This window comes from Blautia sp. 210820-DFI.6.14 (assembly GCF_020558815.1).
In the GTDB taxonomy this organism is placed as follows: domain Bacteria; phylum Bacillota; class Clostridia; order Lachnospirales; family Lachnospiraceae; genus Blautia_A; species Blautia_A obeum.
The window spans coordinates 239,829-266,143 of the sequence record NZ_JAJCKS010000002.1 but is presented as its reverse complement, the minus strand read 5'-3'; the positions used below and the strand labels follow the sequence as shown (position 1 = coordinate 266,143).

General features: G+C 41.3%; 28 protein-coding genes. 1 reads left to right on the top strand and 27 read right to left on the bottom strand.

Features of this window, described 5'->3' with window-relative positions:
* Positions 1–40 precede the first annotated feature (40 nt).
* The 23 genes from LI112_RS03830 to LI112_RS03720 form a co-directional block, all read right to left on the bottom strand.
* Positions 41–943: a hypothetical protein gene (locus LI112_RS03830; RefSeq protein ID WP_118034504.1), complete on the bottom strand. Its 903-nt coding sequence runs from the start codon at positions 941–943 to the stop codon at positions 41–43.
* A 22-nt stretch (positions 944–965) separates the two neighbouring features.
* The gene (locus LI112_RS03825) at positions 966–1,592 is read right to left on the bottom strand and encodes a response regulator transcription factor (RefSeq protein WP_022389326.1); all 627 of its coding nucleotides are present in this window, start codon (positions 1,590–1,592) and stop codon (positions 966–968) included.
* 25 nt (positions 1,593–1,617) lie between these two features.
* Positions 1,618–2,919 carry an ATP-binding protein gene (locus tag LI112_RS03820; protein ID WP_227190257.1) on the bottom strand — a complete coding sequence of 434 codons (1,302 nt, stop codon included), beginning with the start codon at positions 2,917–2,919 and terminating at the stop codon, positions 1,618–1,620.
* Positions 2,892–4,394, bottom strand: coding sequence for a histidine kinase N-terminal 7TM domain-containing protein (locus LI112_RS03815; protein WP_227190256.1), 1,503 nt, complete (start codon positions 4,392–4,394; stop codon positions 2,892–2,894). Before LI112_RS03815 ends, LI112_RS03820 begins: the two co-directional genes overlap by 28 nt.
* A gap of 293 nt (positions 4,395–4,687) precedes the next feature.
* Positions 4,688–5,599 carry a TPM domain-containing protein gene (locus tag LI112_RS03810; RefSeq protein ID WP_227190255.1) on the bottom strand — a complete coding sequence of 304 codons (912 nt, stop codon included), beginning with the start codon at positions 5,597–5,599 and terminating at the stop codon, positions 4,688–4,690.
* 18 nt (positions 5,600–5,617) lie between these two features.
* A complete protein-coding gene (locus LI112_RS03805) occupies positions 5,618–6,715 on the bottom strand; it encodes a hypothetical protein (RefSeq protein ID WP_227190254.1) in 1,098 nt (365 codons plus the stop codon).
* A 42-nt stretch (positions 6,716–6,757) separates the two neighbouring features.
* Positions 6,758–7,816 (bottom strand): DUF4428 domain-containing protein, encoded by a 1,059-nt coding sequence (locus LI112_RS03800; RefSeq protein WP_227190253.1) that lies wholly within the window; start codon positions 7,814–7,816, stop codon positions 6,758–6,760.
* Positions 7,817–7,852: 36 nt separating this feature from the next.
* Entirely contained in the window at positions 7,853–8,698 is an 846-nt protein-coding gene (locus LI112_RS03795; protein WP_227190252.1) for a hypothetical protein, read from the bottom strand.
* Between the two features lie 200 nt (positions 8,699–8,898).
* Entirely contained in the window at positions 8,899–9,288 is a 390-nt protein-coding gene (locus LI112_RS03790; protein WP_005424641.1) for a PH domain-containing protein, read from the bottom strand.
* 15 nt (positions 9,289–9,303) lie between these two features.
* The gene (locus LI112_RS03785; RefSeq protein WP_173898217.1) at positions 9,304–10,038 is read right to left on the bottom strand and encodes a glycosyltransferase family 2 protein; all 735 of its coding nucleotides are present in this window, start codon (positions 10,036–10,038) and stop codon (positions 9,304–9,306) included.
* Between the two features lie 35 nt (positions 10,039–10,073).
* The gene (hisIE, locus tag LI112_RS03780; protein WP_227190251.1) at positions 10,074–11,357 is read right to left on the bottom strand and encodes a bifunctional phosphoribosyl-AMP cyclohydrolase/phosphoribosyl-ATP diphosphatase HisIE; all 1,284 of its coding nucleotides are present in this window, start codon (positions 11,355–11,357) and stop codon (positions 10,074–10,076) included.
* A 12-nt stretch (positions 11,358–11,369) separates the two neighbouring features.
* Positions 11,370–11,960 carry an imidazoleglycerol-phosphate dehydratase HisB gene (hisB, locus tag LI112_RS03775; RefSeq protein ID WP_227190250.1) on the bottom strand — a complete coding sequence of 197 codons (591 nt, stop codon included), beginning with the start codon at positions 11,958–11,960 and terminating at the stop codon, positions 11,370–11,372.
* 12 nt (positions 11,961–11,972) lie between these two features.
* Complete coding sequence (hisD, locus tag LI112_RS03770; protein WP_044925566.1) at positions 11,973–13,274, bottom strand: histidinol dehydrogenase; 1,302 nt, start codon at positions 13,272–13,274, stop codon at positions 11,973–11,975.
* 24 nt (positions 13,275–13,298) lie between these two features.
* Positions 13,299–13,940: an ATP phosphoribosyltransferase gene (gene hisG / locus LI112_RS03765; protein WP_005424635.1), complete on the bottom strand. Its 642-nt coding sequence runs from the start codon at positions 13,938–13,940 to the stop codon at positions 13,299–13,301.
* A gap of 1 nt (position 13,941) precedes the next feature.
* A complete protein-coding gene (gene hisZ / locus LI112_RS03760; protein ID WP_227190249.1) occupies positions 13,942–15,060 on the bottom strand; it encodes an ATP phosphoribosyltransferase regulatory subunit in 1,119 nt (372 codons plus the stop codon).
* A 93-nt stretch (positions 15,061–15,153) separates the two neighbouring features.
* Positions 15,154–15,687: a Holliday junction resolvase RecU gene (locus LI112_RS03755; RefSeq protein WP_022389315.1), complete on the bottom strand. Its 534-nt coding sequence runs from the start codon at positions 15,685–15,687 to the stop codon at positions 15,154–15,156.
* Positions 15,688–15,701: 14 nt separating this feature from the next.
* Positions 15,702–16,259 carry a signal peptidase I gene (gene lepB, locus LI112_RS03750; RefSeq protein WP_005424631.1) on the bottom strand — a complete coding sequence of 186 codons (558 nt, stop codon included), beginning with the start codon at positions 16,257–16,259 and terminating at the stop codon, positions 15,702–15,704.
* A complete protein-coding gene (locus tag LI112_RS03745; RefSeq protein WP_227190248.1) occupies positions 16,243–17,235 on the bottom strand; it encodes an RluA family pseudouridine synthase in 993 nt (330 codons plus the stop codon). The genes lepB and LI112_RS03745 overlap by 17 nt, the downstream gene beginning before the upstream one ends.
* A gap of 9 nt (positions 17,236–17,244) precedes the next feature.
* The gene (locus tag LI112_RS03740; protein WP_005424629.1) at positions 17,245–17,868 is read right to left on the bottom strand and encodes a hypothetical protein; all 624 of its coding nucleotides are present in this window, start codon (positions 17,866–17,868) and stop codon (positions 17,245–17,247) included.
* Positions 17,869–17,888: 20 nt separating this feature from the next.
* A complete protein-coding gene (locus tag LI112_RS03735; protein WP_195967975.1) occupies positions 17,889–19,784 on the bottom strand; it encodes a YgiQ family radical SAM protein in 1,896 nt (631 codons plus the stop codon).
* A gap of 9 nt (positions 19,785–19,793) precedes the next feature.
* Positions 19,794–20,600, bottom strand: coding sequence for a GTP pyrophosphokinase family protein (locus tag LI112_RS03730; RefSeq protein ID WP_055066198.1), 807 nt, complete (start codon positions 20,598–20,600; stop codon positions 19,794–19,796).
* A gap of 99 nt (positions 20,601–20,699) precedes the next feature.
* Positions 20,700–21,122, bottom strand: a complete 423-nt coding sequence (locus tag LI112_RS03725) for a M23 family metallopeptidase (protein ID WP_227190247.1) — start codon at positions 21,120–21,122, stop codon at positions 20,700–20,702.
* Between the two features lie 500 nt (positions 21,123–21,622).
* Entirely contained in the window at positions 21,623–23,074 is a 1,452-nt protein-coding gene (locus LI112_RS03720; RefSeq protein ID WP_044925560.1) for an aminoacyl-histidine dipeptidase, read from the bottom strand.
* Between the two features lie 205 nt (positions 23,075–23,279).
* On the opposite strand from LI112_RS03720, the gene LI112_RS03715 reads away from it, so the two are divergent.
* A complete protein-coding gene (locus tag LI112_RS03715; protein ID WP_138344171.1) occupies positions 23,280–24,113 on the top strand; it encodes a hypothetical protein in 834 nt (277 codons plus the stop codon).
* Here LI112_RS03715 and LI112_RS03710 read toward each other — a convergent pair.
* Genes LI112_RS03710 through LI112_RS03695 form a run of 4 tightly spaced genes read right to left on the bottom strand, consistent with a single transcriptional unit; the run spans position 24,090 to position 26,183 of the window.
* Complete coding sequence (locus LI112_RS03710) at positions 24,090–24,722, bottom strand: hypothetical protein (protein ID WP_005424621.1); 633 nt, start codon at positions 24,720–24,722, stop codon at positions 24,090–24,092. The two genes, LI112_RS03715 and LI112_RS03710, sit on opposite strands and share 24 nt — an antisense overlap.
* A complete protein-coding gene (coaD, locus tag LI112_RS03705; RefSeq protein WP_005424620.1) occupies positions 24,719–25,228 on the bottom strand; it encodes a pantetheine-phosphate adenylyltransferase in 510 nt (169 codons plus the stop codon). The genes LI112_RS03710 and coaD overlap by 4 nt, the downstream gene beginning before the upstream one ends.
* A gap of 8 nt (positions 25,229–25,236) precedes the next feature.
* Positions 25,237–25,791 carry a 16S rRNA (guanine(966)-N(2))-methyltransferase RsmD gene (gene rsmD, locus LI112_RS03700; RefSeq protein WP_227190246.1) on the bottom strand — a complete coding sequence of 185 codons (555 nt, stop codon included), beginning with the start codon at positions 25,789–25,791 and terminating at the stop codon, positions 25,237–25,239.
* Positions 25,788–26,183, bottom strand: coding sequence for a methylglyoxal synthase (locus LI112_RS03695; RefSeq protein WP_022389309.1), 396 nt, complete (start codon positions 26,181–26,183; stop codon positions 25,788–25,790). Before LI112_RS03695 ends, rsmD begins: the two co-directional genes overlap by 4 nt.
* Between the last annotated feature and the right edge of the window lie 132 nt (positions 26,184–26,315).

The window sequence follows — 26,315 nt, the reverse complement described above, 5'->3', positions numbered from 1 at the left end:
AACTCAAGAAGCTCTTTTTCGTTTACATTCCACTTGCACATTATCCGGATCCAAGAATATTCCAGGTATTTTCAATCACATCAAGGTAATATACCTGATTATCACTGACTGCATAATGATTTTTGACTTCGATATGATCGTCCAGGTCTTTTCCGAGAACGAATACTCTGCATTCTTTGTCATCGATCATATCTTTGTTTCCGGTATACCATACAAAGAATCCCAGCCCCAGATAGTAGCTGACCTCATCAGTTGAACAGAGAAGTTCATAAGCGTTTTGTACTGTATCACTGTAATAATCCTCATAATAATCTTCAGGAAGATTGCTTTCCATACAGTTGTCAGAACCATTATGTCCATAGTTGAAATCATAGTAGATTGAAAAATCGTAGCAACGCTGTTCTTCTGCCAGGTGGCCGTCTTTCAAAGAAATTGAAGGACGGTAGGAAACGCTCATATTGCCTTCTTTGGATGTGACCATTGTGTTTGAATAAATCTCACTCAGGTTGCATCGGAGAATGATCACTTCATCAGGTGAACCCTCATATAACGGGAAATCCAGATAATCTTTGTAGACGGCATCTTCGGTCATTTCAGAGGAGTATACGCTGATCGACCAGTCCGAAGCCGGAATAATTGCAAAGACTTCATATCCGCCCGCATCTACAACAGTACCATTTTTAAGAAATGGATAGGATGCAACATAATCCTCCTGGTTTGTATAATCCAGAATTTCTTCGGTCGAGGCATCATATCCGATATAACCCAGAAAAGCGATGCCTGCCTGACAGTCATTTTCTCTAAGGATATCCTGTAAAATAGCAAAACTGGAATTACTGTAAGATTCTTCGTCCGGGTATGGATTTTCTGCCATACAGTTTATGGAGGTAACAGATGTAAACATAAAAGCACTGAGGCATATTGCAATTAATTTTTTCTTCATGATGTCATCTCCTCTCTTTGGTTTATTTTAGCGTGGTAACTATTAATTTACTTTCTAATGCAGCAGCAATCAGATCCTCTTTACAGTTGTATCCGGCTTTTGCAATCATTTCCTGAAAGTTCCAGCGTACTCCGGAAGTGGTACAGTTCATTTCTTTTGCAATTTCGGAATAGGACATACCACAGATATATAGCCGGAGCATTTCTAACTGTCGTGGACTGATCTCACCGCTGGTGATCCAGTTCAGTTCTACGTCCGGGGTCACATCCGGAAAAACATGTTCTCCATTAAGAGTCCTGTGTATCACATCACGTATTTCATCTTCACCATGATCTTTGTACCAGAGACTGTCTGCGCATCCGGTCTTAGCTCTTTCCAGAACTTTAGGATCGATCAGAGAAGTTACAATGAGTACTTTGGTTCCAGGATGCTCTTCTCTGATTGCCTTTCCGGCAGACAGGCCGTCATGGTTATGGAAGGTCTGCACATCCATCAGAACCAGATCGATGACAGAATAATTGCAGATCTTTACGGCTTCACGGGCATCTGAAATAGTATCTACGAGCTTTAAATCCGGATCCTGTAAAATAATAAACTCGAAATATTTCTGCATGATCTTCTGATCTTCTACAATGAGTATGCGTGCCATAGAATCATTTCCTTCCAAAATTGAATTAGTATTCTTCATCAAACAGAGGTAAATTCAGCAACAGATAAAAAGCAGGTTCGAAAAAAGTGTTCATAGAGCCACCCTCTGCTTCAACTGCTTTTCGCAGAGCAGACAGTCCACCACCCTCTTTGGCATCCTTTGACGGCAATTCACCATCATTGGTGATCTGAATCTGATATTCGTTGCGTTTCCTTTTCATAATAACAAAAACAGTATTTCCATGTGCATGTCGGGCGCAGTTTGTTACGCATTCACGAATAGCGCGATCTGTAAGGCACCGGTATGCGGGAGTATCTGGATAGCTGCCCTGGATCTGAATGGAAATACCAAGTTCTTCTGCATGTCTTTCGGTATCCTCATATTGGTTTTCTTTATTAGCGACGGTTGTATTGGTAAGGATATAAACCTGCTGCTTTAAAGTTTCCAACTGTTCCTTCATATTTTCTGGTGATTCTTTGTCTTCTAAGATTCTTCGTATAGAGAGAAGGCTCCTTCCGAAGTTATCATGTACCTGCATTTTCATGGACAGAGTTTCCTGTTCGCGTATTTCATCACCGATTCGTTCATACATTTCTTCCAGCTTTTGATTTAGTTTTGCCAGTTTTTCATTGTTCCTCTTAATCTCTTCACTGTTGTAATATATTTCGGAAACATCGAGTGCGACAGTTTGTACATAGCCTTTCAGTGAGGGTTCTGTAAGGTGATATTCCTGAAACATCCAGACGGAACCATCCTGAAAATAGAATACATTGTTATCAGAGTTTAATTTGATCACATTATCCTGTACTGGCTCGGAATTTATGGCATAACGGAAAGAATCAAAATTCTGAAGATAGTTTCCAGTAAGCATTCTGCACAACTCCTGCATTTTGGAGTTGCTTAAGATAATACGTCCGAGAGAATCTGAGAAGCAGACACCGCAGGGAACATTGTTTACCGCTTCATAAACAGACCAGGGAGACAATGTATTATGGTATTCCTTAAGTTCTTTGCAAATTGCCAGAATAAGGTAAACAGTCAGCAGAACAATTACGATCACCAATGCATATGCCGGAAATGAATAAAAGATAGGTTTATGCGGAGGTTTATCCAGCCTGTGCCGATGGTCATTCAAAAGTCCGGCCATAATAAGAAAAGAAATGATCAGCCATGATGCGGAAACAGTTATCTTCCATTTTTCAACAGCACGCATAATTCTTGAAAATAGTAGGATAAATTCAAGAATCAGACATATTTCCATAAGGATCATAAGAACATTTTGTAATTTTATGGTATCATTTATGAGAGCGGACATCGAATAAACCATTCCTGTTCCTCCTCCTGCTGTATTAAAAGTTCAGGTCGTTCTTTCAGAAAATTATGAATATCTGTTGAACTCATAACATGGACAGAAATCTGTAGTTTTTCGTCAATCTGGGTTACACGGAAAAAGACTGAATTTATAACATCAAAAAGCTGTTCAATCAGCCATTCAAAAAAGTCATAGCAGTTCAGAATATCATCTGCTTGAAGCTGCTTTTCTTTATCCTGTACATAATAAGCTGCACGGATCCTGCATAGTTTCAGATTTTCGCAGGATTCTGCAAGACTCTGCTTCAGATCGGCCATAGTAAGAGAATCTCCTTGTGAACTGTATCTGGTAAGTACAAGATTTTTTCTTCTTTTCAAATAGGTTCCTACGACTACAATCTTACTCAGGAGCATATCATATTCTTCTCTGGATTCAGTTTGTTCAAGCTTTTTCATATATGAGGAAAGCAGCTCATACTGTTTGTATGTCTGATCCTGAATCATATTTAAAAGTCGGTTCTGTTCTTCTAGTTTTTTTCTCGCAGCTTCTTTTTGATAAGTCATCTGTAAAAGCTGGTTTCGTTCGGTTAATTCTTCCTGCTGTTCTTCAATATCCTGGTACTGATCCAGAAGTACAGAAATATCTTCTGTCCAGAATAAATGCCCGCCTTTAACAGGAATATGTTTGATCAAAACTCCATTCTCTTGTATTGAAGAATTGGCAATCACACATTCACGCAATTCCTCGGTAAGTTTTGGAAAGTTTCCGGAATAATAATATCGATGAAAAGTGTTATCTGTAATCTCTGCATCCAGACTGCCATTTGACTGGAATAATTCAAAGTAGCGGCTGTTGGTAGGAATCAGACCACAAAGGATGCAGCTTTGGAAGATAGCAGCTATACAAAGACAGCAGATTGCAGTCAGATCGCCTGCAATGGTGCTGATCATAGGCACCCGGAGAATATTTGCAATGTTCCATGCCAGAAGTATAATACCAGGTATTACCGGAAGCCAGAAACGTTTTTTGCCGGAGATTTTGCTTTTGTGAATAAGTATTATGTCCATTGCAATGAGACAAAATATAATCCATCCCTGTATTACAAAAAAGAGAAATCCATAGCTGTAATTTTTGTCTGAATAAGGTGGATTCAGATAAAAATGAAAGACCTGCTGATGCAGATCATTTGTAAATACGGATATGATCAGCAACATAGCCGAGAATAGTAAGAAGATACTTCTCTTTTTTACTTTGTCATGTTCTTCTTCCAAAAGAAAGGAAGCATTTAAACCTAAAGTGGGAATCAGGATCATTGGAAAATAATACAGATACCAACAAATGTGTGTGCTAAGAGGATCCTGAAAAATATGGTATTTTACAGTGCGCAGAAAAAACCAGAATACCATTAAACAGCCAATGACCGTCAGGCACTGACGCATTCTTTTATATACAACATGTTTGTTCAGATAAATGACCCATGCACAATACATTCCAAGATAAATACTGGTACGGCTCTGATCAACTAAAGCTTGTATTAAAGAATTATTGGTGTGAATTAGCCTGCATGTATACGCTGTCAAAAAGCATAATATAACAATTGTATATGATAAAAACCTTTTCTTATGATATGGCATTACGATCCCTTTCCAGAAAAAAGTATCTAAAGTATGCAGGTTACCGGTCGGATATTGAGCGGTAACCTGTTAACTACATTATACTATAATGCCTGAATATTGAGCAATGACAAAGTTTTTCTATTTGTCATTTCGGAATTGTTGTTATCTCAGAATTTGCCACTGGCTCCGCCGTGGGAACGGCCGGAAGAACTTGTATGTGATGAGCTTCCGCCAGAGGAACTGGAAGAGCTGTCTTTTTCATTTCTGATAGTTCTTTGAGTGACGATCCTGTTGACAAAACTGTCAGTTGATCTTCGAAGCGACATGGAACCTTTACGCTCATAAGCTTCTGCGGATTCCTGTTTTTTTACGGATTTAAGATTCTTTGATTTTGATTTAACGAGTCCAAAAGAAATCAGAAAAGCGACAACTAAATCGGCAACGAGCCAGAAAGGATGAACCTTCCCTTTTGAAGGCATATTGTCAACGTCATATGGTTCTCCGGTTGCTGCCTGTCTCAGAAAATCATCACACTGGTCTGCAAAACAATTGAACGCATCTGCATAGTTTCCGCTGGAAAGCTTGCTCTGGAATTGACCGCTGATGAATTCAAGGCCAGCATCTGTAAAAGCTACAGTATGACTATATCCATAAGTAGAGATTGCCCATTCTCTTTCGCCCATGCTGATCAGAAGAAGCAGACCATCATCGTTTTCTCCATATCCGTAGCCATTGTAATCATAGTAGTCATCAGCATATGCTTCGGCTGTTTTACCTTCCAGAGAGTTGACGGTAACGATGCCGACCTCATTTTCATATTTCTGGCTGATATCTTCAAGTTTATTTAATAGTGCATTGCTCTCTTCCTCGGTCAAAAGACCGGCATCATCCACAAGAAGCGGTTTCTGACGTTCTTCCGGAATTGCAGGAATCTCAGTAGGTACTGCAAGATCCTCGGAAGTCACTGCAGGAATCTCAGAATCTGTTTCCTGGCTCTCAGAAGCCATTACCGGAAGTACCAGCATAAATATACAGAGAAGAGAAAGCAGGCAGCCCCATATTTTCTTTTTTATCTTCATATTATCTGTTCCTTCCTGCTACATTAAAAATAAACACTTCAGACCGTACAGCACTCCCCAGATCAGAAAGGTGCGAATTCCAACGGATTTCCAGAATTTTGATTTGTCAATCGGAAGATCTCCAACCATTTTTCCGGTCTGACCGTTCATAGCAAATGTGAATTTCTGACCGTGCCAGGTGGTGTTTAAAAGCCATACCGGATACATGGCATACCAGTAACTGGCATTATGAATCTGTACATTACTGTCTTTAACTGAGGCACCACCGTTATAACCTCTGACGGTTTTACGAAAAGCTCTCTCAGTACATACACGAATTCTGTCACGGGCTCTGTCTATACGTTCATTTACGTTGACATCATAACGGTCAGCCAGGTAACCTGCCAGATAAGCCTGCTGAAACGGTACTGCTTCCTGGAAATTATATGGTTCAATGGCTTCCATCAGTGTATCATCCATTTTTCTGGAACCATCTGCGGGAACATGATCGAAGCTTATGCCTCCTTCACGATAGACACTATAGATTTCACGTGTTGTATATTCCGTATCACCAGATGTATGCGAGTGGACTTTTTCTGCCTCATATGTAATCTGAGCATCTGCATCTACATCAAACAGCCAAAATGGGATATATACGCCTTTGATTTCGTCCACATGGTTTTCTTTCTTGAATACCTTGGGAAGATATTTTTTACCTTTCAGATGCTTATAATAGTTTTCTTTGGCAGCTTTTTTATCCAGTTTAAATGGGATGATATAATCTGGTTTCAGATCACCTGAAAACTGACCTTTCATAGTTATTTTATTATTGCAGAACGGACAGGTCGTTGCCCCTGTTGTTTCCTCAGCTACGATCTCACTTCCACAGGACTGGCAGCTGTAGACGCGCATGCCGTTCAGTTCATCATTCTGCCACTGACCGGTGCTCATTGAGTACCAGTTGTCGTTTGAAATTGATTTTCCGGTCGTCTGTGTATCTTCGGATTTCTGCGTGCGCTGAAACTCTTCGACCGTCATTTCCGTATCGCAGTACGGACATTTCATGTGCTGAGATTTAGAATCAAATACCATCGAGGCATTACAGGATGGACACTTATATTCTGTTACATCAGACATATTCCGTATTCCCCCTTTTAATTCAGTAGCATTAATTCAGTATCACGGTTTTGGTGATCCACAGTATTCACAGAAAGCACCTGTGTTTGTAGCACCGCATGCACATACCCATGTATCACCAGAAGCCTGCTGAGGTGTATTCTGGTTCATCATGCCGCCCTGCTGCGGATAGCCCTGGTTCATCATGCCGCCCTGCTGTGGGTAGCCCTGGTTTATCATGCCGCCCTGCTGTGGGTAGCCCTGATTCATCATGCCGCCCTGCTGTGGGTAGCCCTGATTCATCATGCCGCCCTGCTGCTGGTAGCCCTGATTCATCATATTGCCCTGCTGCGGATAACCCTGATTCATCATATTGCTCTGCTGTGGATAGCCTTGATTCATCATATTGCCCTGCTGTGGGTAGCCCTGATTCATCATGCCGCCCTGCTGCGGGTAGCCCTGATTCATCATGTTGCCCTGCTGCGGGTAACCCTGGTTCATCATGCCATTGCTATAAACCGGTGCGGGTGCCGGTGCGCCGGTAAGTGCAGTTATGATCTGATTTGCAAGTTGTTCATAATTCATCATTTTAGCTCGTTCATGATCTTTTACAGAGAAGGTATTAAGCTTAAAGTCCATATCATCAAACCAAGGTGTGTTAACGCCAAGTTTTATCTTGTAATCATAAGAATAGTTGTATCTTGGTGGCACATAAGATCTGGATTCACCATCCTGATCTTTGTATTCTTCTTCTACTCGCTGTTCATCGATGTCTAAACGACAGGAGGTTATTGCAGACAGAGGTACGATATCCGGATTATCCTGTTCGCTCATATTAAATGCTACGGCGAACAATCCTTTGTTATCGTCGATAAACACATGATATCTGTCTGCAGAAAATTCACGAGTGATACTGAAACTGCGAACAGCATTTTTGTTTTTTTCTCTGTATTCCAGCTGTCTTTTGATATCTTCTACGGTGCTGTGGCGTCTTTCTTCAAACCAAGGAGAAAGCTTGCTGGCACAGTTCTTACACAGATTTCCATCGTCCAGTTTGCGGTTTCCTAAAAGTCCAATTTTTTCACCGCAGATATCACAGTTCTTTTTATCAAATAATCCCATTATTTAAACCTCCTTCAAAGAGTAAGAGAATTTATGTTATTTTTTCTCCAATTTGTCAAAGAATACTTTTACAGTCCAATCCATGGAATCTTCACTGTCTTCACCGTCTGCAGCTTCTTCTGTTTCTTCTGGATCATCCATACTGTCAGCAGATGTGAAACATAATTTGCCATCGTCAAGAAGATATAATCTCATGGTATCTGTATCGAATAATGAATAGTCTTCGGTGTCTTCTTCGGTTTTTTCTTCTGTTGATTTTAATACTAGGGCATTTGTGTCCAGATCGCCTTCAAGCTCAGTGGTGGTTTCCGTTCCGCTTTCAATTGTTACAAGTGTTGCTTTACCGCCATCGATTGTAAGATTAAACTGCATATCAAAGAGTGTTCCGGTTGGAACCTGCATTCCAAACGCAGACATTATGGAACTGCTCCATTCACCATCAAAATCTTCAAGTTTGGTGTCTGTGAGTGCTTTTCCAGGTTCATAAGGTTTATATTCTTCTTTTTCCTGTCCAAGAGTTACGGTCATTCCATCCATGCTGATTGTGATTTTTCCATCTTCATAGGTGCCTTCCATAACTTCATCATCTGAGGTTATGATAATGTTATCTCCGTCAATCTTCCATTCAAAATCATCAACGTCTGCTTCTTCTGATTCAGAAGATGTTGTTACTTTACCTTTGCCGTCTTCATTGATTTCCATAGACATTTCCATCATGATTGCATTTGGATGAAATTCATTCATGCCGTCCATGGAAAGACTGTTTGCGTACCATGTACCAACTACATCTTTGTTGTCTAATGCATAAACATTTGTACACACAAGACCAGTCATCATAATTCCTAATGCACCCGCTGTAAAGATTTTCATTTTTTTACTCATACTTGATTCTCCTTTCATCTTTGGAATAAAATGTTGTCAGATTTTTCTGCAAATACTATCTGTAATTATTATTATACGGACATATTTCGGATAATCACTAACACTTCTGCTAGTGATTTCAAAAAAATGAAAATATCAGGAAAATTGATATAAAAAAGAGGTGATTTCCCGTTGTGGGCTATCACCTCTGTGAGTTTTATTTATGATCTGCAGCTGTCCGTTGCGGCCATTCTGCTGACTTCCGGATTACCATCCAGATGCTGCATATTTAAGGTCTTTCTTTTTAGTCTTTCCTGTTCGGATTGTTTCAGGATAAAATCTTTAATTTCTTTGGCATTTTTTATGTGCTGTAATTTAAGATCAGGATCCGTTACATCTCCAGTGAAGCAGTGAATGGTACCGATACCAAGGATTCGTTCCATCAGAGTGGTTTCCAGACGGACATCAATTACTTTGTACATGTAACAGTCATTCTCCACTTTGTTGAGCAAACCAGAATCGATTGATATGAACTCATCAGTTACGGTATAAGTAGTAAAGGTCCATGGCAGACCAAGAAACATAGAACGCTTTTTTTCTTTGTAAGTCATAATTCAAATCTCCTTTCAAACTTCGCGGTTCAGCACACGATTGATCTGGCGAAAATCCTTCAGTGCCTGGCGACCAATCTTGAAGATCTTTTTCATATTAATCGAGTTGATACCGCCCTGTCTTGGACGGAAAGTGATTGGCAGATATTTGACGCGGCATCCCTTTTTTGCATAGATTACTGACAAGACCACATTGGACAGATTAAAATCATTAGGGATCAGGTCAATATATCTGCGTAGAGTATCTGCCTTCATCAGACGGAATGGCGTGTTGGCATCTTTGACGGAAACACCGAAACAGATACGAATCACAAGGCGTAGAATACGAGTAACAAAGATACGACTGCCGCCATCCTGACGGTTGTTTCGCCACCCAATGACCATATCCCATGCTTCCCTCTGATCCCAAAACTGTTCAAATTCAGAGGGAAGCGTCTGCCCATCGGAATCAGTCTGAAAAACAAAATCTGCACCATGATCAAGTGCATAATGATATCCATATAAAACAGTTGCACCATGTCCACTGTTTGTTTTCGTGATAGGGCTGAACAAAGGGTGTTCTTTTGCATATTCCTGCATGATTATGTATGTATCATCCTTGCTTCCGTCATCAATCACAACCAGGCGGGATTCACCGTTTCCGGAATGCGCCTGAATGACAGGATACCAGTCATCAAGTACTTGTCGGATATTTTCTCGTTCGTTATATGCCGGTATGATTATAAAAAGTCTATCTGTCTTTGTTTCCAAGATAATTCTCCTGTGGGATATTCTGCAGACATGGGTTACCTTCTGGCAAGTTCACTGGTAATCTCTTCCCAGGTAACTCCCTTTTCTACCATCAGAACCATGGCATGATACAGAAAATCCGAAATTTCATATTTGATTTCTTCTTTGTCAGGATTTTTTGCTGCTATGATAATTTCTGCACATTCCTCTCCTACTTTCTTGAGAATCTTGTCAATTCCCTTGTCAAAAAGATAATTGGTATAAGATCCATCTTTTGGATGTACCTTGCGGTCAGCAATCACATCGTAGACATCCTGAAAGACATGAAGAGGATTTGTGTCGTTATACTCTTTCTGAATCAGAGGTTTGAAGAAACAACTCCGACTTCCGGTATGACAGGCTGCTCCGATCTGATCGACTTTAGCGAGGATTGTATCATTGTCGCAGTCCAGCGCAAGTGATTTTACATACTGAAAGTGACCGGAAGTAAGACCCTTGAGCCAGAGTTCCTGACGACTGCGGCTCCAGTAAGTCATTTTACCAGTTTTCAGAGTATTTTGGAAGGCCTCTTCATTCATATATGCTACCATAAGTACCTGGTCGTTTTTGTAATCCTGAACTACCACCGGAATCAATCCGTCATTGTTGAGTTTGAAATCAGACCAGCTGATAGCACTTTCGAAAGTAATGACCGGAATTCCGGAAGCTTTGCAGTCTTCTTTGAAATTAATAAGTTTCACCTCAAGAGAACTGATATAAGCACCGCTTAAAGCATGTACAGATTCTTTTTTGAGAAGATCTTTCAGGGCATCTGTTTTACTCTCTTCTGTATGAAGAATAACTTTCATATCAGAACTCGTAGCGATTTCGTCCTGAATCGTATCCAATGCAAGAATTTCATCTGCATACTTTTCAATCAGTTTTTGGTTATCTGCAAATTCTTCCATAGAAGAAATACTGATGACCATTTTTTCTTTACCGAAACGTTTGGATACTTCCTCAAGAAGTAAAATATTACTTTCTTTGGAAAAATTCAGAACAACTTTGGCACATCCGGCATAAAGAAGCTTTTTGACATCTTCCATGCGATTGATATTTCCAGCTGCCATAACAGGAATTTCAGCAATCGCACAAATCTGTTTGATATTTGCAATAGCCTGATCATGCTCTTTATCTCCAGACGAAAAGTCAAAAACCAGCAGTTCATCTGCTCCGTTATCTCGGTAAAAACGCACAAGATCTTCTATATTTCCTTCTCCAAAGAGATTTCGTTGACCAAATCCGGTAACTGCCTTTCCTGATTGCAGATACAGGCATGGAATCAGTAGTTTATCTGCCATGTGTATTCCTCCTTATGCAAGACTTCCCTTGGTAGAGAGTACATCTGTAATGCGTGGATCATAGGAAACAGCCTGATCCAATGCTTTGGAAAAGCTTTTGAACATTGCTTCGGCAACATGATGGCTGTTGCCACTGGTAAGTACTTTGATATGCAGGTTCATGCCACAGGAATAAGAAATAGCATAGAAAAACTCTTTTACCATTTCAGTGGACATATCTCCGATCTTTTCGGAAGTAAACTCTGCATCCCATGAAAAATATGGCCGGCCGGAAAGGTCGATTGCACAGAGTACAAGAACTTCATCCATTGGGAGGATACAGCTTCCGTAGCGGCGGATTCCTTTCTTGTCTCCAATTGCTTCTTTGATCGCAGTACCAAGGACAATACCGGTATCTTCAATTGTATGATGGTCATCTACCTCCAGATCGCCATGGACACGAACGCAGAGATCAAAAAGGCCATGTCTTGTAAAACCGTCAAGCATATGGTTAAAGAAACCGATGCCGGTTTCAATATCAGAATAACCAGTTCCATCCAGAGTCAGTTTGAGTTTGATCTCTGTTTCTTTTGTATTACGTTCTACAGATGCTTCTCTTGCCATATCTGTTTCCTCCTACTGTTCTTCGTCTTCAAAACGGACAGCAATAGAGTTGGCATGTGCAGTCAGCTGTTCTGAAGTTGCAAACTGTTCAATGTCTTTATGAATTTTACGCAGAGCTTCTCTTGAATAGTACACGATACTGGATTTTTTTACAAAATCATCGACAGAAAGTGCGGAGAAGAATTTTGCTGTTCCATTTGTCGGAAGAACATGGTTTGGCCCGGCAAAATAATCGCCGAGTGGTTCAGAGCTGTTTTCACCGATAAAGATTGCTCCGGCATTTCTTACTTTCATCATTACTTCGAATGGATTGGCAGTTACAATCTCCATATGTTCCGATGCGATAGCATTGGCAGCTTCGATTGCTTCATCCATGTCTTCTGCAATTAAAATATAACCAAAGTTATCGAGGGACTTCTGGATGATCTCTTTACGGGAAAGGACTTTGACAAAACCGTCAACTTCTTCGCTGACTTTTGCTGCAAGTTCCTTACTTGTCGTGATCAGGATGGCAGAAGCAAGCTCGTCATGTTCTGCCTGTGAAAGAAGGTCGGCAGCTACATATCTTGGATTGGCTGTTTCATCGGCAAGAACCAGAATCTCACTTGGACCGGCAATGGAGTCAATGCTGACATAGCCATAGACCGCTTTTTTGGCAAGCGCTACAAAGATGTTTCCAGGTCCTACAATTTTGTCAACTTTTGGGATGCTTTCTGTACCGTAAGCAAGTGCACCGATTGCCTGTGCTCCGCCGACTTTGTAAATTTCATCTGCACCGGCTTCTTTGGCTGCAACCAGAGTGGATGGATTGACTTTACCGTCTTTTCCCGGAGGAGTTGTCATAACGATCTGGTCTACTCCAGCTACTTTGGCAGGAACGATGTTCATCAGTACGGAAGAAGGATAAACAGCCTTTCCGCCCGGAACATAAACACCAACACGTTCAAGGGCAGTTACTTTCTGTCCAAGCATGGTACCATTTGTTTCACTGGTGAACCAGCTGTTCTGGCGCTGTTTTTCGTGATAGCTTCTGATATTAACAAGTGCTTTGCGGATAACATCGATCAGAGCCGGATCGACTGCCTCATAAGCTTCTTTTATTTCTTCTTCAGTTACTTTGATCGTATCTGCACTGATTTCTGTTTTGTCGAACTCTTTTGTATAGGCAAAAAGAGCGGCATCGCCTTCTGTTTTTACTTTGTTCAGAATTTCGTCAACTGCTGCTTCAAATTTGCCATAGTTGTTTGGGCTTCGTTTCAGGAGATTTTCCAGAATATCTTTTGTACTTTCTTTTGTAAGTGCTACTGTACGCATTATGTTCATCCCTTCTGTTGGTTATTATTTACTGATCACATTTCTGAGATCACGGATCAGGTTACGGATTCGTTCATCTTCCATTTTCATGCTGACCTGGTTTACGACCATTCTTGCAGAAAGCGGGCAGACTTCTTCAAGAACATTCAGACCGTTTTCACGCAGGGTGCTTCCGGTTTCAACAATATCTACGATCACTTCGGAAAGTCCGACGATCGGAGCCAGTTCGATGGAACCGTTCAGCTTAATGATCTCTACTGTCTGATGTTTCTTATTATAAAAATAGTCTTTGGCAATGTTTGGATATTTGGTTGCAACGCGGATCAACTGGTTGTTCTGAAGCAGTTCACGGGCACTTTCCGGTCCACAGACACACATACGACATTTCCCGAATCCGAGGTCCATTACTTCATAAAGCTTACGTCCTTCTTCAAGAATGATATCCTTGCCAGTGACGCCGATATCGGCAGCACCGTATTCAACGTAAGTTGGTACATCAGGTCCTTTGGCGAGGAAAAAGCGCAATTTCAGATCTTCATTGACAAAGATCAGTTTGCGGGTATCTTTGTCACGCATTTCTTCGCAGGTGATTCCAATCTGTTCAAACATATCCAGCGTTTTCTGTGCAAGTCTTCCCTTCGTAAGGGCAACGGTAAGATATCTCATATCAGCAGTCCTCCTTTTCACGGCGAAGAGCTACAGCCGTTCCTTCGCTTCTCAATTTCTGCGCATCCAGAATGGCTTCGCGGCGATTAGCTTCTGTATAGGTAAGAATGACCGGTGCTTTTTTTTCAGGAAGTGAGAGCTTCTGTCTGGACAGAGCCATAAGGAGATTATCGACAGTGATGCCAAAACCAATGGAGGCAGCAGGTTTGCCGAAATGTTTCAGAAGATTGTTGTAACGTCCTCCTTTTACGACTGGTTCACCGGTTCCATAAGTATATGCCTGGAAAATGATTCCTGTATAATACTGAAATTTGCTGAGCATACCGAAATCAAAGCTAACATACTTTTCATATCCGTAAATTTTGAGAATTTCATAGATTTCTTCCAGCCGTTCTACCGCTTTGATTGCACAGATATTGTCTGTCAGACTGCGTGCTTTCTGAAGAATTTCTGAAGAGCCGAACAGGTGTGGAAGTTCCAGAAAAGCTTTTTCCAGAGATTCCGGAATATTCTGGCTGCGTACAAGATCTTCTACACCAAAATAGTTTTTCTGGGAGATCAGGGAACGGAGATTTTCTTCTTCTTCGATATCCAGATTGGCATCCTGAAGAAGAGATTTGAAATAGTCAACCTGTCCGACACTGACCTGAAATTCTTTTAATCCGGCTTTTAAAAGGCATTCAACTGTCATGGCGAGAAGTTCTGCATCTGCTTCGGCAGAATCATCACCGATACGTTCTACACCCATCTGAGTGGTCTCTTTGAGTCGGCCCTGATAGCTGGAATTATTGATAAAAGTGTTTCCTGTATAAGAAAGTGTTATAACCTGGTGCTCCGGATTAAAATAAGTAGCGCAGGCTCTTGATACGGATGGTGTGAAGTCCGGGCGTAATACCAGGGTATTTCCTTCACGGTCAAAAAATTTATACAGATCCTTGGAAGGAATTGTACCTACTTCTCTGCTGAATACTTCAAAATATTCAAAGGAAGGAGTTTCAATCTCCTCATATCCATAGGAATCAAATACTTTGCGGATTTCTGTCTGAAGATGATGCTTCTGGCTGCACTCTCCATTATAAATATCGCGAACACCTTCAGGTGTATGAAAAATTCGCTGCATAGTCGTTTCCTCCTCATTACAGATAAGCACTTTAACGTACTACCATGCTACTATGTAAAAACAAGAAAATTATAGTAGAAAAAATAGAAAATGTCAATCCCGCAATTTCAGATCTGTCTGGATTCCATCCAGATAGGGAACAAGAAATCCATTTTTTTTCTGTAAATAGTAAATGGAATTCAATTCTTCGCGCCGAAAGCTTTTGCGCCCTCCGGACTGCATGCGATTCCAGAACTTCATCAGGTCACGGAGCGGAAGGTAATAAAACAGATCTGCATGACTGAAAAAAATAAGAAAAAAAGCAATTCCGCCCTGCTGCTCAAAGGCGTTCATGAATTCGACCTGATGCGGGTGGATATTGCTTAACGGAAAAGTATCAACACTGCATTCTTTAGCATCAAAGCAGACCGGGATTCCCTGAACAGCACCGATATAATCGACTGTACTGCGTTGCTCAAAGTATGCGAGTGTGATATGACGGTTTTCTTTGTCCATGCGGACTGGTGTGATCGGCGTTGGAATTTTCTGAATCAGAGCAAGGTTTTTTTCTGCATATTGTTCATTGGTTCGGTTCACGAGATCCTCCAGGGTTGAACCCCGGAGGCCTCTGCTGTTCCAGGTTGCCATATTGGAAAATCCTCTCAGTTCAGAAGTTTGATAGATGGATAATAGCGTACAATGGCTTTTCCAACAATCTCATCAAAGGATACAAATGTGTTTTTCCAGAATCTTGAGTCTCTGGAATATTCGCGGTTGTCACCGAGCATAAAGTAACTGTTTTCCGGTACCTTATAGGGACCATAATTTCCGGTCGGAACCTCCGGTACGAAGCTGTCATCCAATGGTTCATCAGAGCCATTTATGTATACTTTACCGTCACGGATTTCAACGGTTTCACCAGGAAGTCCGATCAGACGTTTGATGAACAGCTGGCTTTCATCATCCGGAAATTTGAAGATGATGATATCAAAGCGTTCCGGATCTTTGGTTTTGTAGGAAATGTGTTTGCCGAAGAAATCGAAGTTCAGACCATATGCCATGCGGAAACCGAAGATACGGTCACCGGTCATAATCGTATTTTCCATGGATTCAGACGGAATTTTGGCGTTGATGAGAACAACATTATTTACAACAAGAACTACTACTACAACAATGATGATCATTTTTACATAATCCCAGATTTCATTCCAGATTTTCATAACTACACTCCTCTAAATGTTCTTCTTTTAATATATGTTGAAATTGCACTGGTAAAACTGCCTCAAAATGTTTTTCGGACAGGTTATGCAATTTTCCTTCAAGTTCAGGAAAAGTCAGGCGATAAGCATGGAGAAGCTGATGTTTCAGCCCATAATGATCACGGAAATATCGATTGAATTCCTGGCTACCGTATTTTGCATCACCGGCCAGAGGATGTCCCTCAGATGCCAGATGCGCACGAATCTGATGTGTACGGCCCGTGATCAGTCGTACTTTCAAAAGAGTTGCATGCTCATTATTGCAGATAGGTGTGTACTGTGTTTCGATTGGCTGGGCATCTTTTTCTTTTGTCGGTGAGACACTTACTTTATTCAGGTTTGCATCTTTATGCAGATATCCACGGATATGCCGCGAGCGGGTAAGCTTTCCCTTAACGATGCATAAATAGTCTTTATGAACGGTACGATCATGAAATAACGTTGACAGTTCCTGCAGTCCTGCAAGAGATTTTCCGGCTGCGATAACACCGCTTGTATTTTTGTCCAGACGGTTGCATACGGAAGGATGAAAGGTCCGCAGATTTTCTTCTGTCAGTGAACCATTTTGAAGAAGATATCCAATCAGGTATTCTACCATGGAAGGTTCTTTGGTATCATCTGGCTGAGAAAGCATACCTGTCGGTTTGTTAATCAGAAGAATATCAGTGTCTTCATAGATGATATCCAGATCAGTTACGGCCCTTGCTGTCTGTTCCTGCTGACTGAATTTTGAAAAAGTTTCATCACTGAGAAACAGTCTGATCTGGTCTCCGGTGTTGAGCTTTTCGTTTCCAGTTGCTTTTCTGCCATTTAATGTGATGTTTTTTTTGCGAAGCATTTTATAAAAAAAGCTTTTGGGTGCATTCCGGAGTAGTTTTGCAAGATATTTGTCAAAGCGCTGTCCGGCCTCGTTTTCGGTGATTTGGAATTCTTTCATAAAGCTCCTTTACAGACAGATTGCCAGAATAGTGTGTTTGATCAGTTCATTTCTGGAAAGTTCCGGATATTTTTCGTCCGGGCGGAATTTAATTCCCTCCTCCAGAGATTCTTTGTGTGCATTCATGGAATCAAGACGTTCCAGAAACGGATCCAGTCGGGTAAAAATCTTGACGGTTGCTTTGAAACTGTTTCCTCTGAGAATCTTCTGACATTCCCGCTCCATGAAAGCTACGTCAATTTTAGGATCACTGCTATATCCGACAACAGTGTTTCCACAAATTGCAAATGCGTCAATGTTTGCACTTTTCTCATAGAAAGTCATGTACATTTCATAAGACATGGTAAGTTCGCCGGCATGTTCATGAATCCTACGGTATACAGATGTTTCTACTTGTCTGGCGCGAAAGATCATGATCAGGCTGACCAGAGATTTGCAGGCTGGAAGGCAGCCGACAACAGCTATCACAGTCCAGATAGTCAGTCTTGTATGAAAATATAGCATTGCTGAGAAAAAAATCAGCAAAGGTACTGCAAATAAAACAGCTGTAATAAGAATCCGCCGTTTCTTTTCGGAGGCAAGATATCCATAATCTCCCTTTCTGGAAGAATTACGTTTTTTTGTTTTACTCATGTAATGCTCCTTTAAATGTTTTATTTCTTCGTTTTTTTCTTATGTGTATTGCGGATGGTGGTTCTGTGAGCTGGTCTGCGTGAAGAACCAGAGTTTTTGTTTCCTGAAGAAAAACTGTTTTTCTTTTCCGGACGAATTAGGCATTTCGGACCAAAACCGACCAGATCCATGCGTCCGGCACGCTGCAGTCCTTCCAGAACCAGCTTACGGTTGGCTGGATTCTTGTACTGCATCAACGCACGTTGTATCGCTTTTTCATGAGGATCTTTCGGTACATAAACCGGTTTTCCGTCCAGTGGATTGATACCGGTATAATACATACAGGTAGAAAGTGTGGATGGTGTTGGATAAAAGTCCTGCACCTGTTCCGGGGTGAAGCCAAGATCACGCACATATTCAGCGAGTTTTACGGCATCTTTGATCGTACATCCTGGATGAGAAGACATAAAGTATGGAACAGCATACTGTTTCTTGCCGGTAGCTTCATTTGCTTTGTCATATTCTCTGAGAAACGTCTGATAGATTTGATGAGATGGTTTACCCATATAGTGAAGTACCTGGTCTGAAACATGTTCCGGTGCAACACGAAGCTGTCCACTGATATGATATTTGACCAGTTCCTGCATAAATACAGGACTTTTATCTGCGACAACATAATCAAAACGTACACCAGAACGGATAAAGACTTTTTTGACACCGGGTACTTTGCGCAGTTTTCGAAGAAGGGAAACATAGTCTGTGTGATCTACCTGAAGGTTTCCACATGGCTTCGGAAAAAGACACTGGCGATTCTGACAGACTCCTTTTGTCAGCTGTTTCTGACAGGATGGTTGTCTGAAATCTGCGGTCGGACCGCCTACATCATGAATATAACCCTTAAAATCAGGATCCTTTGTCATTTTGATGGCTTCTTTCAGAATCGATTCATGGCTTCGGGTCTGAAGGATTCTGCCCTGATGAAATGTCAGTGCACAGAAATTACATCCACCGAAACAGCCACGGTTGCTGGTGAGACTGAATTTAATTTCATTCAGTGCCGGAATACCGCCTTTGGCATTATACATCGGATGCCAGGTGTCAGTATATGGCAGATCATAGACATCATCCATTTCCTGCTGTGAAAGCGGATGTGCCGGAGGATTCTGAATAATATAGCCTCTGGTTCCATAACTCTCAGCAAGTGGTTTGGCGGTAAAAGGATCTGTATTACGGTATTGAACTGCGAAACTGTCAGCATAAGTGTGTTTGTTAGACGAAACTTCCTCATAGGAAGGGAGAACGATTGGTTCGAATGCACGGGACAGATCTTTGCACTTGTACACAGTACCAGGAATGTAAGTGATCTCTTCAACTGGCAGTCCACTCTGTAGTGCTTCGGCAATCTGAAGAATTGAATGCTCTCCCATTCCGTAAGAAATCAGATCCGCACCGGAATCCATAAGGACACTTCTACGCACGCGGTTATCCCAGTAATCGTAATGAGCAAGACGTCGGAGGCTTGCCTCAATACCGCCAAGGATAATTGGAGTATGTTTATATGTCTGACGAATCAGGTTGCTGTATACGACCGTTGGCATATCCGGCCGAAGTCCCATCTCGCCGCCCGGAGAATAAGAATCTTTCTGGCGATGTTTCCTTGAGACTGTGTAATGATTGACCATGGAATCCATATTTCCGGCTGTTACAAGGAAACCAAGGCGCGGTTCACCAAAAGTCTGAATGCTTTCTTTATGACGCCAGTCCGGCTGTGGGATGATTCCCACACGGTATCCACGACTCTCAAGGAGACGGCTGATAATGGCAGAACCGAAAGAAGGATGATCTACATAGGCATCTCCTGTGATATATACAAAATCGACCTGATCCCATCCGCGCTGCTGCATTTCCTGCTTTGTTACGGGTAAAAAGTTTTGCATTATATACTCCTAAAATGAAACGGACTGGGCTCTATAACCCTCCGCAATAATGTCGAGCTGACGATGAAAACGGGCAAGCTGCTGAAGATCTTTTGTGCGGAATACCCGTAGAAATTCATCCTGGATTTTTTCAACTTCTCTTTTATTGGAAATCTTGTACAGGTTTTCAATGCTGAGCAAAATGTCTTTTACCAGATTGGACTGTGTCTGTGAAGAATTCTGCGCATCCATAATCTCATTACGAACAGATGACATTTCACGGTCCAGTGCAATGATTGCATCAGCTGCGTTGCTCAGTCGCTCGGCTACATGTAAAGGCATCTCGCCTTTGTACTTATACTGCAGAGAATGTTCGATCGTAGCCCAGAAGTTCATAGCCATTGTACGAATCTGAATTTCGGCCTGAAGGCGTTTTGGCCCATTGATCGTATCTACAGTATAATAAATGATCAGATGATAACTCCGGTAACCGCTTTGCTTGATATGCTTCAGATAGTTTTTTTCACTTTTGATGGTCATATCACTGCGGCTACGGATAATAGAGGCTACGGTATCAATATCTTCTTCAAACTGACAGATGATGCGGATACCGGCAATGTCTTCGATCTCTTCTTCCATCTTTTCCATGGGAATATGTTTGCGCTGCATTTTTTCCAGGATACTTGGAAGACTCTTGACACGCCCACTGACCTGTTCAATCGGAGAATACAGGTCATTTTGCTTGTGTTCATCTATAATATGTTCAAACTTTACCATCAGTTCTTTGACAGCAAGTTCATATGGACATAAAATACTTCTCCATAACTGTATTTCCATAAATATCGCTCCTTGCAGGATTGTTGCTTTGAAGTTAAGACTTGAAATACGAAAAGACAAAACTTCCCATACAGTATAACACAATTTGTACAATTTTTGTTAGTAATATGTGCACTTTCTGATTTTTTTTCTGAGACATTGTAAGATATGGTATGGATTTACGCTGATCTCCTGCCCTTCTGGGGTGGTGATATAGATGCCAAGGTGAAGGTGCACCGGAAACCTTCCGGAAGTGCCCTCCTGTCCATATCCGGTATTTCCCATGAAACCAAGAATTTCTCCGGCCTGCACTCTATCGCCGGGAGTAAAATCTTCCTCATAGGAGGAAAGATGCGCATAATAAAAATATCCGCCAGAGTCAGAACGGATACCAATTCGGTATCCGCCAAGAGGCAGCCAGCCTTTTTGTTCAACAATGCCGTCTGTGATACTGACGATGGGATAATAGCCGGATTGGCTGACGGGACCAAAGAGATCGGTTCCTTCATGATGGCGATTTCCACCGTATGTACGTGAGTCCATCCAACTGTCTTCATAGCTGATGTCATCAGAGGCAACAGGAAAATACTGCAGATTTCCCCAGATTGCTTCATAATAATTTTTTAGCTGCAGATAGCAGCTTTTTTTGTACAACAGATAAAAGGTATTATCAGGAAAAATATGTTGAGGATGAAAATGACTGTTTAACATGGTTGTGGTAAGAAGATCACACCAGTCTGAGGGATAAAAACCAGATTCTGTCAATTGACGATAAAGTTCCGGGGACAGATCCTGCTGTCGGAAATCAGCAGAGGCAGCACAGTCTTTTTTTAGAACAGAGACAGTACTTCGACTGAATGAAATGAAGGACAGTATGTTGTTAGACAGTATCAGAATAAAAAACACAAAGAAAAAAGAAGAACGTGACATAGATGTCATACTTTCTGAGTGGTTTTCAGATTATTATATGCAAAAAAGACTCCGCATATCTGCGAAGCCTTTTTGAGTAATTGAATTTATAATAGAATTTTGACTGCTTAAGCTCAGTCTTTTAACTCTTCAAGAACTTTTACAAGATATTTCCATACACGTTCTGTAGAAGCAATGTCAAGCACTTCTTCGGAAGTATGGATGTCTTTCATATCCGGTCCGAGAGATACACAGTCAAGGCCATCGATTTTTTTATAAAACAGACCACATTCAAGACCGGCATGAATAGCTACAACTTCTGGTTTCTGACCGTACATGGTTTCATATACTTCAACCATTTTGTCGCGAAGTGGAGATTCTTTGCGATACTCCCATGCAGGGTAAGCGCCCTGAATTTCATATTCTCCGCCAAGGAATTCTGTCAGATACTGAATCTTATCGGAAAGAGCATTGCGTGCTGCTTCTACGGAACTTCTGACACCTGAACTTGCAAAAAATTCATCTTCAGAGAGAGATACAATACCAATATTGGTAGAGGTTTCTACAAGGCCTTCGATATTTGCACTCATTTTCTGGATACCGAAAGGAACCTCCATCAGATAGAACAGAACTTTTTCACGGCTTGTCGGGTGAAGGACTTTTGCAGATTCATGGCCTGCTTCTGTGATTTGGATAGAAATACCCTTATCACTTCCGTCATATTCTTCGCGAAGACCTTTTTCAACCTTGGAGGCATATGCTTTGACGGCATCCATTTCTTCTTTGGATACAAGAATATCGCAGACTGCTTCTCGTGTAATGGCATTATCTTTCTGTCCACCAGTCATGGAAATAATCTCATAATCTGCTTCTCTTTTGAGTCCATACAGAAAACGCCCCATGACTACATTGGCATTTGCTCGTTTTTTGTCAATCTCAGAACCGGAATGACCACCCATCAGGCCGCATACTTTTATCTGAAGTTTTTCTCCTTCTGCGTCTACGCGTGCAACCGGGATATGGCTGACAGCAGAAAGTCCACCGGCACAACTGATCCAGAGGCTGCCCTCTGCTTCTGAGTCCATATTGATCATACGTTTACCCTTGAGTACACTGCAGTCAAGCCCTACAGCACCAAGAAGACCGATTTCTTCATCTACAGTGATCAGCACTTCCAGTGCCGGATGTGGCAGATCTGTACTGTCAAGAAGTGCCAGTGCATACGCTACTGCAATACCGTCATCACCACCAAGAGTAGTTCCGTTGGCTGTGACATATCCATCTTTTACAGAAAGATTCAGTCCGTCTTTTTCGAAGTCATGCTGTACATCGGGCCTTTTCTCGCAAACCATGTCCATATGACCTTGCAGAATAACAGTTGGTGCATTCTCATAGCCGGGTGTTGCTGGTTTATAAATGATTACATTGTTCATTTCATCCTGCACGTAGTCAAAACCATGTTCTTTTGCAAAAGCTACCAGATAATCGCTGATCTGTTTGGTGTTTCTGGAACCGTGTGGGATTTTGCAGATTTCCTCAAAATAATAAAATACCTGCTTTGGTTCGCAGTTTTCTAATACTCTCATATTGATTTCCTCCATTAATGAATTGTTGCGTGTATATTTATTTTATCGACATATCTGTCTGATATGCAGCATAAAGTAAAGAATAAAAATATAAAAAGCTGTATTTATGAGAAAAATATTTTATACCGTTTTCAGTATTTCACAAATATGTTTTTTGTTGTTGTATCCACAGGAGGCACTTGCAGCTTCAAAAGAAGGGATGCAATTGTGGTTGAATGTTCTTCTGCCTGTTTTGCTGCCATTTCTGATATTGACAGGAATATTGATTCATACAAATATGGCAGGAAAACTACTGCAGCCTGTGGAAGTGATCTGGAATAAAGTACTGGGTGTCTCAGCAGCAGGTGCTTATGCAGTCATTGTCGGAGCACTCTGCGGCTATCCGGTTGGTGCCAAAATAACATCCGATCTGTATGAAAATCATCAGATCAGTGAGTCAGAGGCAAAATATCTTCTTACATTTACAAATCATGCAAGCCCTGTGTTTGTACGTACATATCTGTGTCATATCTGTCTCAAAGATCAGATTCCTGCACGAACAGTGTTTGGAATATTTGCATTGTCTGATCTTACAATTATGCTTTTATTTCGATTTGTAGTTTATCGAAATAAAATCCAGTTTTTATCAGCAGATAAGAAAAAAAAGACACCCGTCTCAAGCTCATCAGGAGCTTTTCTGGATGTCTCCATTATGAATGGGTTTGAAACAGTTACCCGCCTGGGCGGATACATTCTTATGTTTTCCATTCTGTCTGCCTGTATCAGTCATTTTTGGAATATGAAAAATCTCATCGGATATACATTATCCGGTATATTGGAACTGACAACAGGACTTTGCCGTCTTCAAAATGCCAATATTCATATGCAATGGAAATATCTGTTGACATTATTTCTGACAGCTTTTGGCGGAATCTGTATAACATTTCAGACAAGAAGCCTGGTTACACGGAAACTATCAATGCTTCCTTATATAACAGCAAAACTTCTGAATGGAATTACAACCGTGTTATTCGCCTTATTCTTCTCCAAGATCATCTAACAGACTGTCTTCTTCCGGTGCGTCTGCCGGTTCTTCATGATAAGATCCGGTCATAGCTGCTGCCTGTGCTGTCTGAGGAGCAAGTTCCTGACGGTTATGATTAACAACATCAAGACAACTCTGGAGAGCGTCGATAAATCCTTTGTATTTACCACCTGCGTCTTCAAGAGTCTGGTTCAGGACGGAACCGATATTTGCCATCATGTCATCAGTGTATGTGATAGCACTTAAACGAATGCTGTTTGCATCCTGTGTAGCGGAATCAAGGATTTCCTGTGCCTGTTTATTAGCTGCGTTAATTGTATCATTAGCCTGAGCATATGCTTTCTGCATGATCTCATGCTGTGTAACGAGCTCCTGTGCTTTGGCCTGAGCATCTGCGATAATAGCATCTGCTTTAGACTGAGCGTCTTCAAGGATTGCATCCTTATTACTGATGATCTTCTGATAACGTTTGATTTCATCAGGTGTTTTAAGACGAAGTTCTCTTAAAAGTTCTTCAATCTCTTCTTTATTTACAATAATTTTGGTTGCGGACAATGGCTGAAATTTACAGCTTTCTATAAATTCATCAATTTCGTCAATAATCTGTTCGATTCTGCTGCTCATAGTATATTCTCCTTGTTTTTTTCTTTCTCTTCCTGCATTTTTTTACATAATGCCTGTATGATTTCCGGCGGTGCAAAACTGGATAGATCACCACCGAAACGGGCAACTTCTTTCATGATGGTGGAGCTGACATAAGCGTACTCCAATGTAGTGGTAAGGAATACAGTATCAACATCCGGAGCCAGAACACGGTTGGTCTGTGCCATCTGAAGCTCATACTCAAAATCAGTAACTGCGCGAAGACCGCGTACGATTACCTGCGCATGATTCTCTCTGGCAAAATTCACAGAAAGTCCGTCAAATGGTCTGATTACCACATTAGGAATGTCCTTTGTTGCCTTTTCCAATATATTAACACGTTCTTCTACAGAAAACAACGGACTTTTTGCAGAATTCTGCAAAACACCGACTACAACTCTGTCAAAGGAGACGCTTGCACGTCGGATAACATCCAGATGACCATAGGTTGCCGGATCAAAACTTCCCGGATAGACTGCTGTTACCATAGGTATTCTCACTTTCTTTTATGCAAAAATATATGTTTGTTTGTTTTGTATTCTTTGGAACGGGATAATTCATATCCTAATTCTTCCACATAAGAAAAATCCGTATGAAAATCGGCTTCTGTAACAATCAGGGTATCGGTATTTGCCAGAGAACTGTCTTTCAGATATTCGAGAACCTGACGCTCCAGATCTTTATTATATGGTGGATCCATAAAAATACAGTCAAAAGCCTCTTCACCTTCGAGAGAGCGAAGAGCCTGTAAAACATCCATGTTCAGCAGTTTACCATGTTCGGCAAGTTTTGTAAATGTAAGATTCTCCCTGATGCAGGCACATGCTTTGGGATTCTTTTCTACAAAAACAGCAGATTCTGCACCGCGGCTTAAAGCTTCGATTCCAATACCACCGCTGCCGCTGAACAGATCAAGAAAGCGGCAGTCCGGTATTTCAGGCTGCAGAATATTAAAAAGTGTTTCTTTTATACGGTCCGTAGTAGGACGGGTTTCCATGCCTGGTACAGTCTTGAGGGCAAGACGCCTGGCTTTTCCTGCTATTACTCTCATTTCAGATTTAATCTCCAATCCAGGTCACCACGTGCCAGTCCGAGAATCAGAAGTTCGGCTGTTGCAATGTTGGTGGCAACCGGTATGTTATACTGATCACAACGCATAACGATCGCTGTGATATCCGGTTCTTTCGGATCAATCATAACCGGATTATAAAAAAGGATAACCATATCAAGATCCTGACGCTCTACCATTTCCATGAACTGTTTGTCTCCGCCAATGCTCCCTGCAAGAAATTTATGCACATGAAGGTTCGTGGCTTCTTCTATTCTTCGACCGGTAGTTCCTGTGGCATAGACCTCATGTTTGGCGAGTATATTCTTGTAGGCGATACAGAAATCTTCTATAAGTACTTTTTTGCTGTTGTGTGCAATGATTCCTAAATTCATCGTTCATCTCTCCATTTTCACCAATACATTACTGGCTTTTTTGTTATAATACAGCTATTCTCATATATTATAACAAGTCAACAAAAAATTGGCAATTAATTATTGTAAACTTATACAAAATTCATAGAAAAT

What these genes read in the sequence shown, in the direction of transcription:
- LI112_RS03735 (WP_195967975.1), bottom strand. Translation starts at nt 19,784, where the DNA reads ATGCAAAACTTTTTACCCGTAACAAAGCAGGAAATGCAGCAGCGCGGA.
- LI112_RS03710 (WP_005424621.1), bottom strand. Translation starts at nt 24,722, where the DNA reads ATGAGCAGCAGAATCGAACAGATTATTGACGAAATTGATGAATTTATA.
- LI112_RS03800 (WP_227190253.1), bottom strand. Translation starts at nt 7,816, where the DNA reads ATGGGATTATTTGATAAAAAGAACTGTGATATCTGCGGTGAAAAAATT.
- hisG (WP_005424635.1), bottom strand. Translation starts at nt 13,940, where the DNA reads ATGAGATATCTTACCGTTGCCCTTACGAAGGGAAGACTTGCACAGAAA.
- hisZ (WP_227190249.1), bottom strand. Translation starts at nt 15,060, where the DNA reads ATGCAGCGAATTTTTCATACACCTGAAGGTGTTCGCGATATTTATAAT.
- LI112_RS03805 (WP_227190254.1), bottom strand. Translation starts at nt 6,715, where the DNA reads ATGTCTGATGTAACAGAATATAAGTGTCCATCCTGTAATGCCTCGATG.
- LI112_RS03830 (WP_118034504.1), bottom strand. Translation starts at nt 943, where the DNA reads ATGAAGAAAAAATTAATTGCAATATGCCTCAGTGCTTTTATGTTTACA.
- hisD (WP_044925566.1), bottom strand. Translation starts at nt 13,274, where the DNA reads ATGCGTACAGTAGCACTTACAAAAGAAAGTACAAAAGATATTCTGGAA.
- lepB (WP_005424631.1), bottom strand. Translation starts at nt 16,259, where the DNA reads ATGAAAATCTGGAATGAAATCTGGGATTATGTAAAAATGATCATCATT.
- LI112_RS03790 (WP_005424641.1), bottom strand. Translation starts at nt 9,288, where the DNA reads ATGACTTACAAAGAAAAAAAGCGTTCTATGTTTCTTGGTCTGCCATGG.
- rsmD (WP_227190246.1), bottom strand. Translation starts at nt 25,791, where the DNA reads ATGAGAGTAATAGCAGGAAAAGCCAGGCGTCTTGCCCTCAAGACTGTA.
- LI112_RS03740 (WP_005424629.1), bottom strand. Translation starts at nt 17,868, where the DNA reads ATGAGTAAAACAAAAAAACGTAATTCTTCCAGAAAGGGAGATTATGGA.
- coaD (WP_005424620.1), bottom strand. Translation starts at nt 25,228, where the DNA reads ATGGTAACAGCAGTCTATCCGGGAAGTTTTGATCCGGCAACCTATGGT.
- LI112_RS03720 (WP_044925560.1), bottom strand. Translation starts at nt 23,074, where the DNA reads ATGAGAGTATTAGAAAACTGCGAACCAAAGCAGGTATTTTATTATTTT.
- LI112_RS03725 (WP_227190247.1), bottom strand. Translation starts at nt 21,122, where the DNA reads ATGGACTCACGTACATACGGTGGAAATCGCCATCATGAAGGAACCGAT.
- LI112_RS03825 (WP_022389326.1), bottom strand. Translation starts at nt 1,592, where the DNA reads ATGGCACGCATACTCATTGTAGAAGATCAGAAGATCATGCAGAAATAT.
- LI112_RS03810 (WP_227190255.1), bottom strand. Translation starts at nt 5,599, where the DNA reads ATGAAGATAAAAAAGAAAATATGGGGCTGCCTGCTTTCTCTTCTCTGT.
- LI112_RS03745 (WP_227190248.1), bottom strand. Translation starts at nt 17,235, where the DNA reads ATGAAAGAATTCCAAATCACCGAAAACGAGGCCGGACAGCGCTTTGAC.
- LI112_RS03795 (WP_227190252.1), bottom strand. Translation starts at nt 8,698, where the DNA reads ATGAGTAAAAAAATGAAAATCTTTACAGCGGGTGCATTAGGAATTATG.
- hisB (WP_227190250.1), bottom strand. Translation starts at nt 11,960, where the DNA reads ATGGCAAGAGAAGCATCTGTAGAACGTAATACAAAAGAAACAGAGATC.
- LI112_RS03695 (WP_022389309.1), bottom strand. Translation starts at nt 26,183, where the DNA reads ATGAATTTAGGAATCATTGCACACAACAGCAAAAAAGTACTTATAGAA.
- LI112_RS03815 (WP_227190256.1), bottom strand. Translation starts at nt 4,394, where the DNA reads ATGTATTGTGCATGGGTCATTTATCTGAACAAACATGTTGTATATAAA.
- LI112_RS03755 (WP_022389315.1), bottom strand. Translation starts at nt 15,687, where the DNA reads ATGGCAACCTGGAACAGCAGAGGCCTCCGGGGTTCAACCCTGGAGGAT.
- LI112_RS03730 (WP_055066198.1), bottom strand. Translation starts at nt 20,600, where the DNA reads ATGGAAATACAGTTATGGAGAAGTATTTTATGTCCATATGAACTTGCT.
- LI112_RS03820 (WP_227190257.1), bottom strand. Translation starts at nt 2,919, where the DNA reads ATGGTTTATTCGATGTCCGCTCTCATAAATGATACCATAAAATTACAA.
- hisIE (WP_227190251.1), bottom strand. Translation starts at nt 11,357, where the DNA reads ATGGCAGATAAACTACTGATTCCATGCCTGTATCTGCAATCAGGAAAG.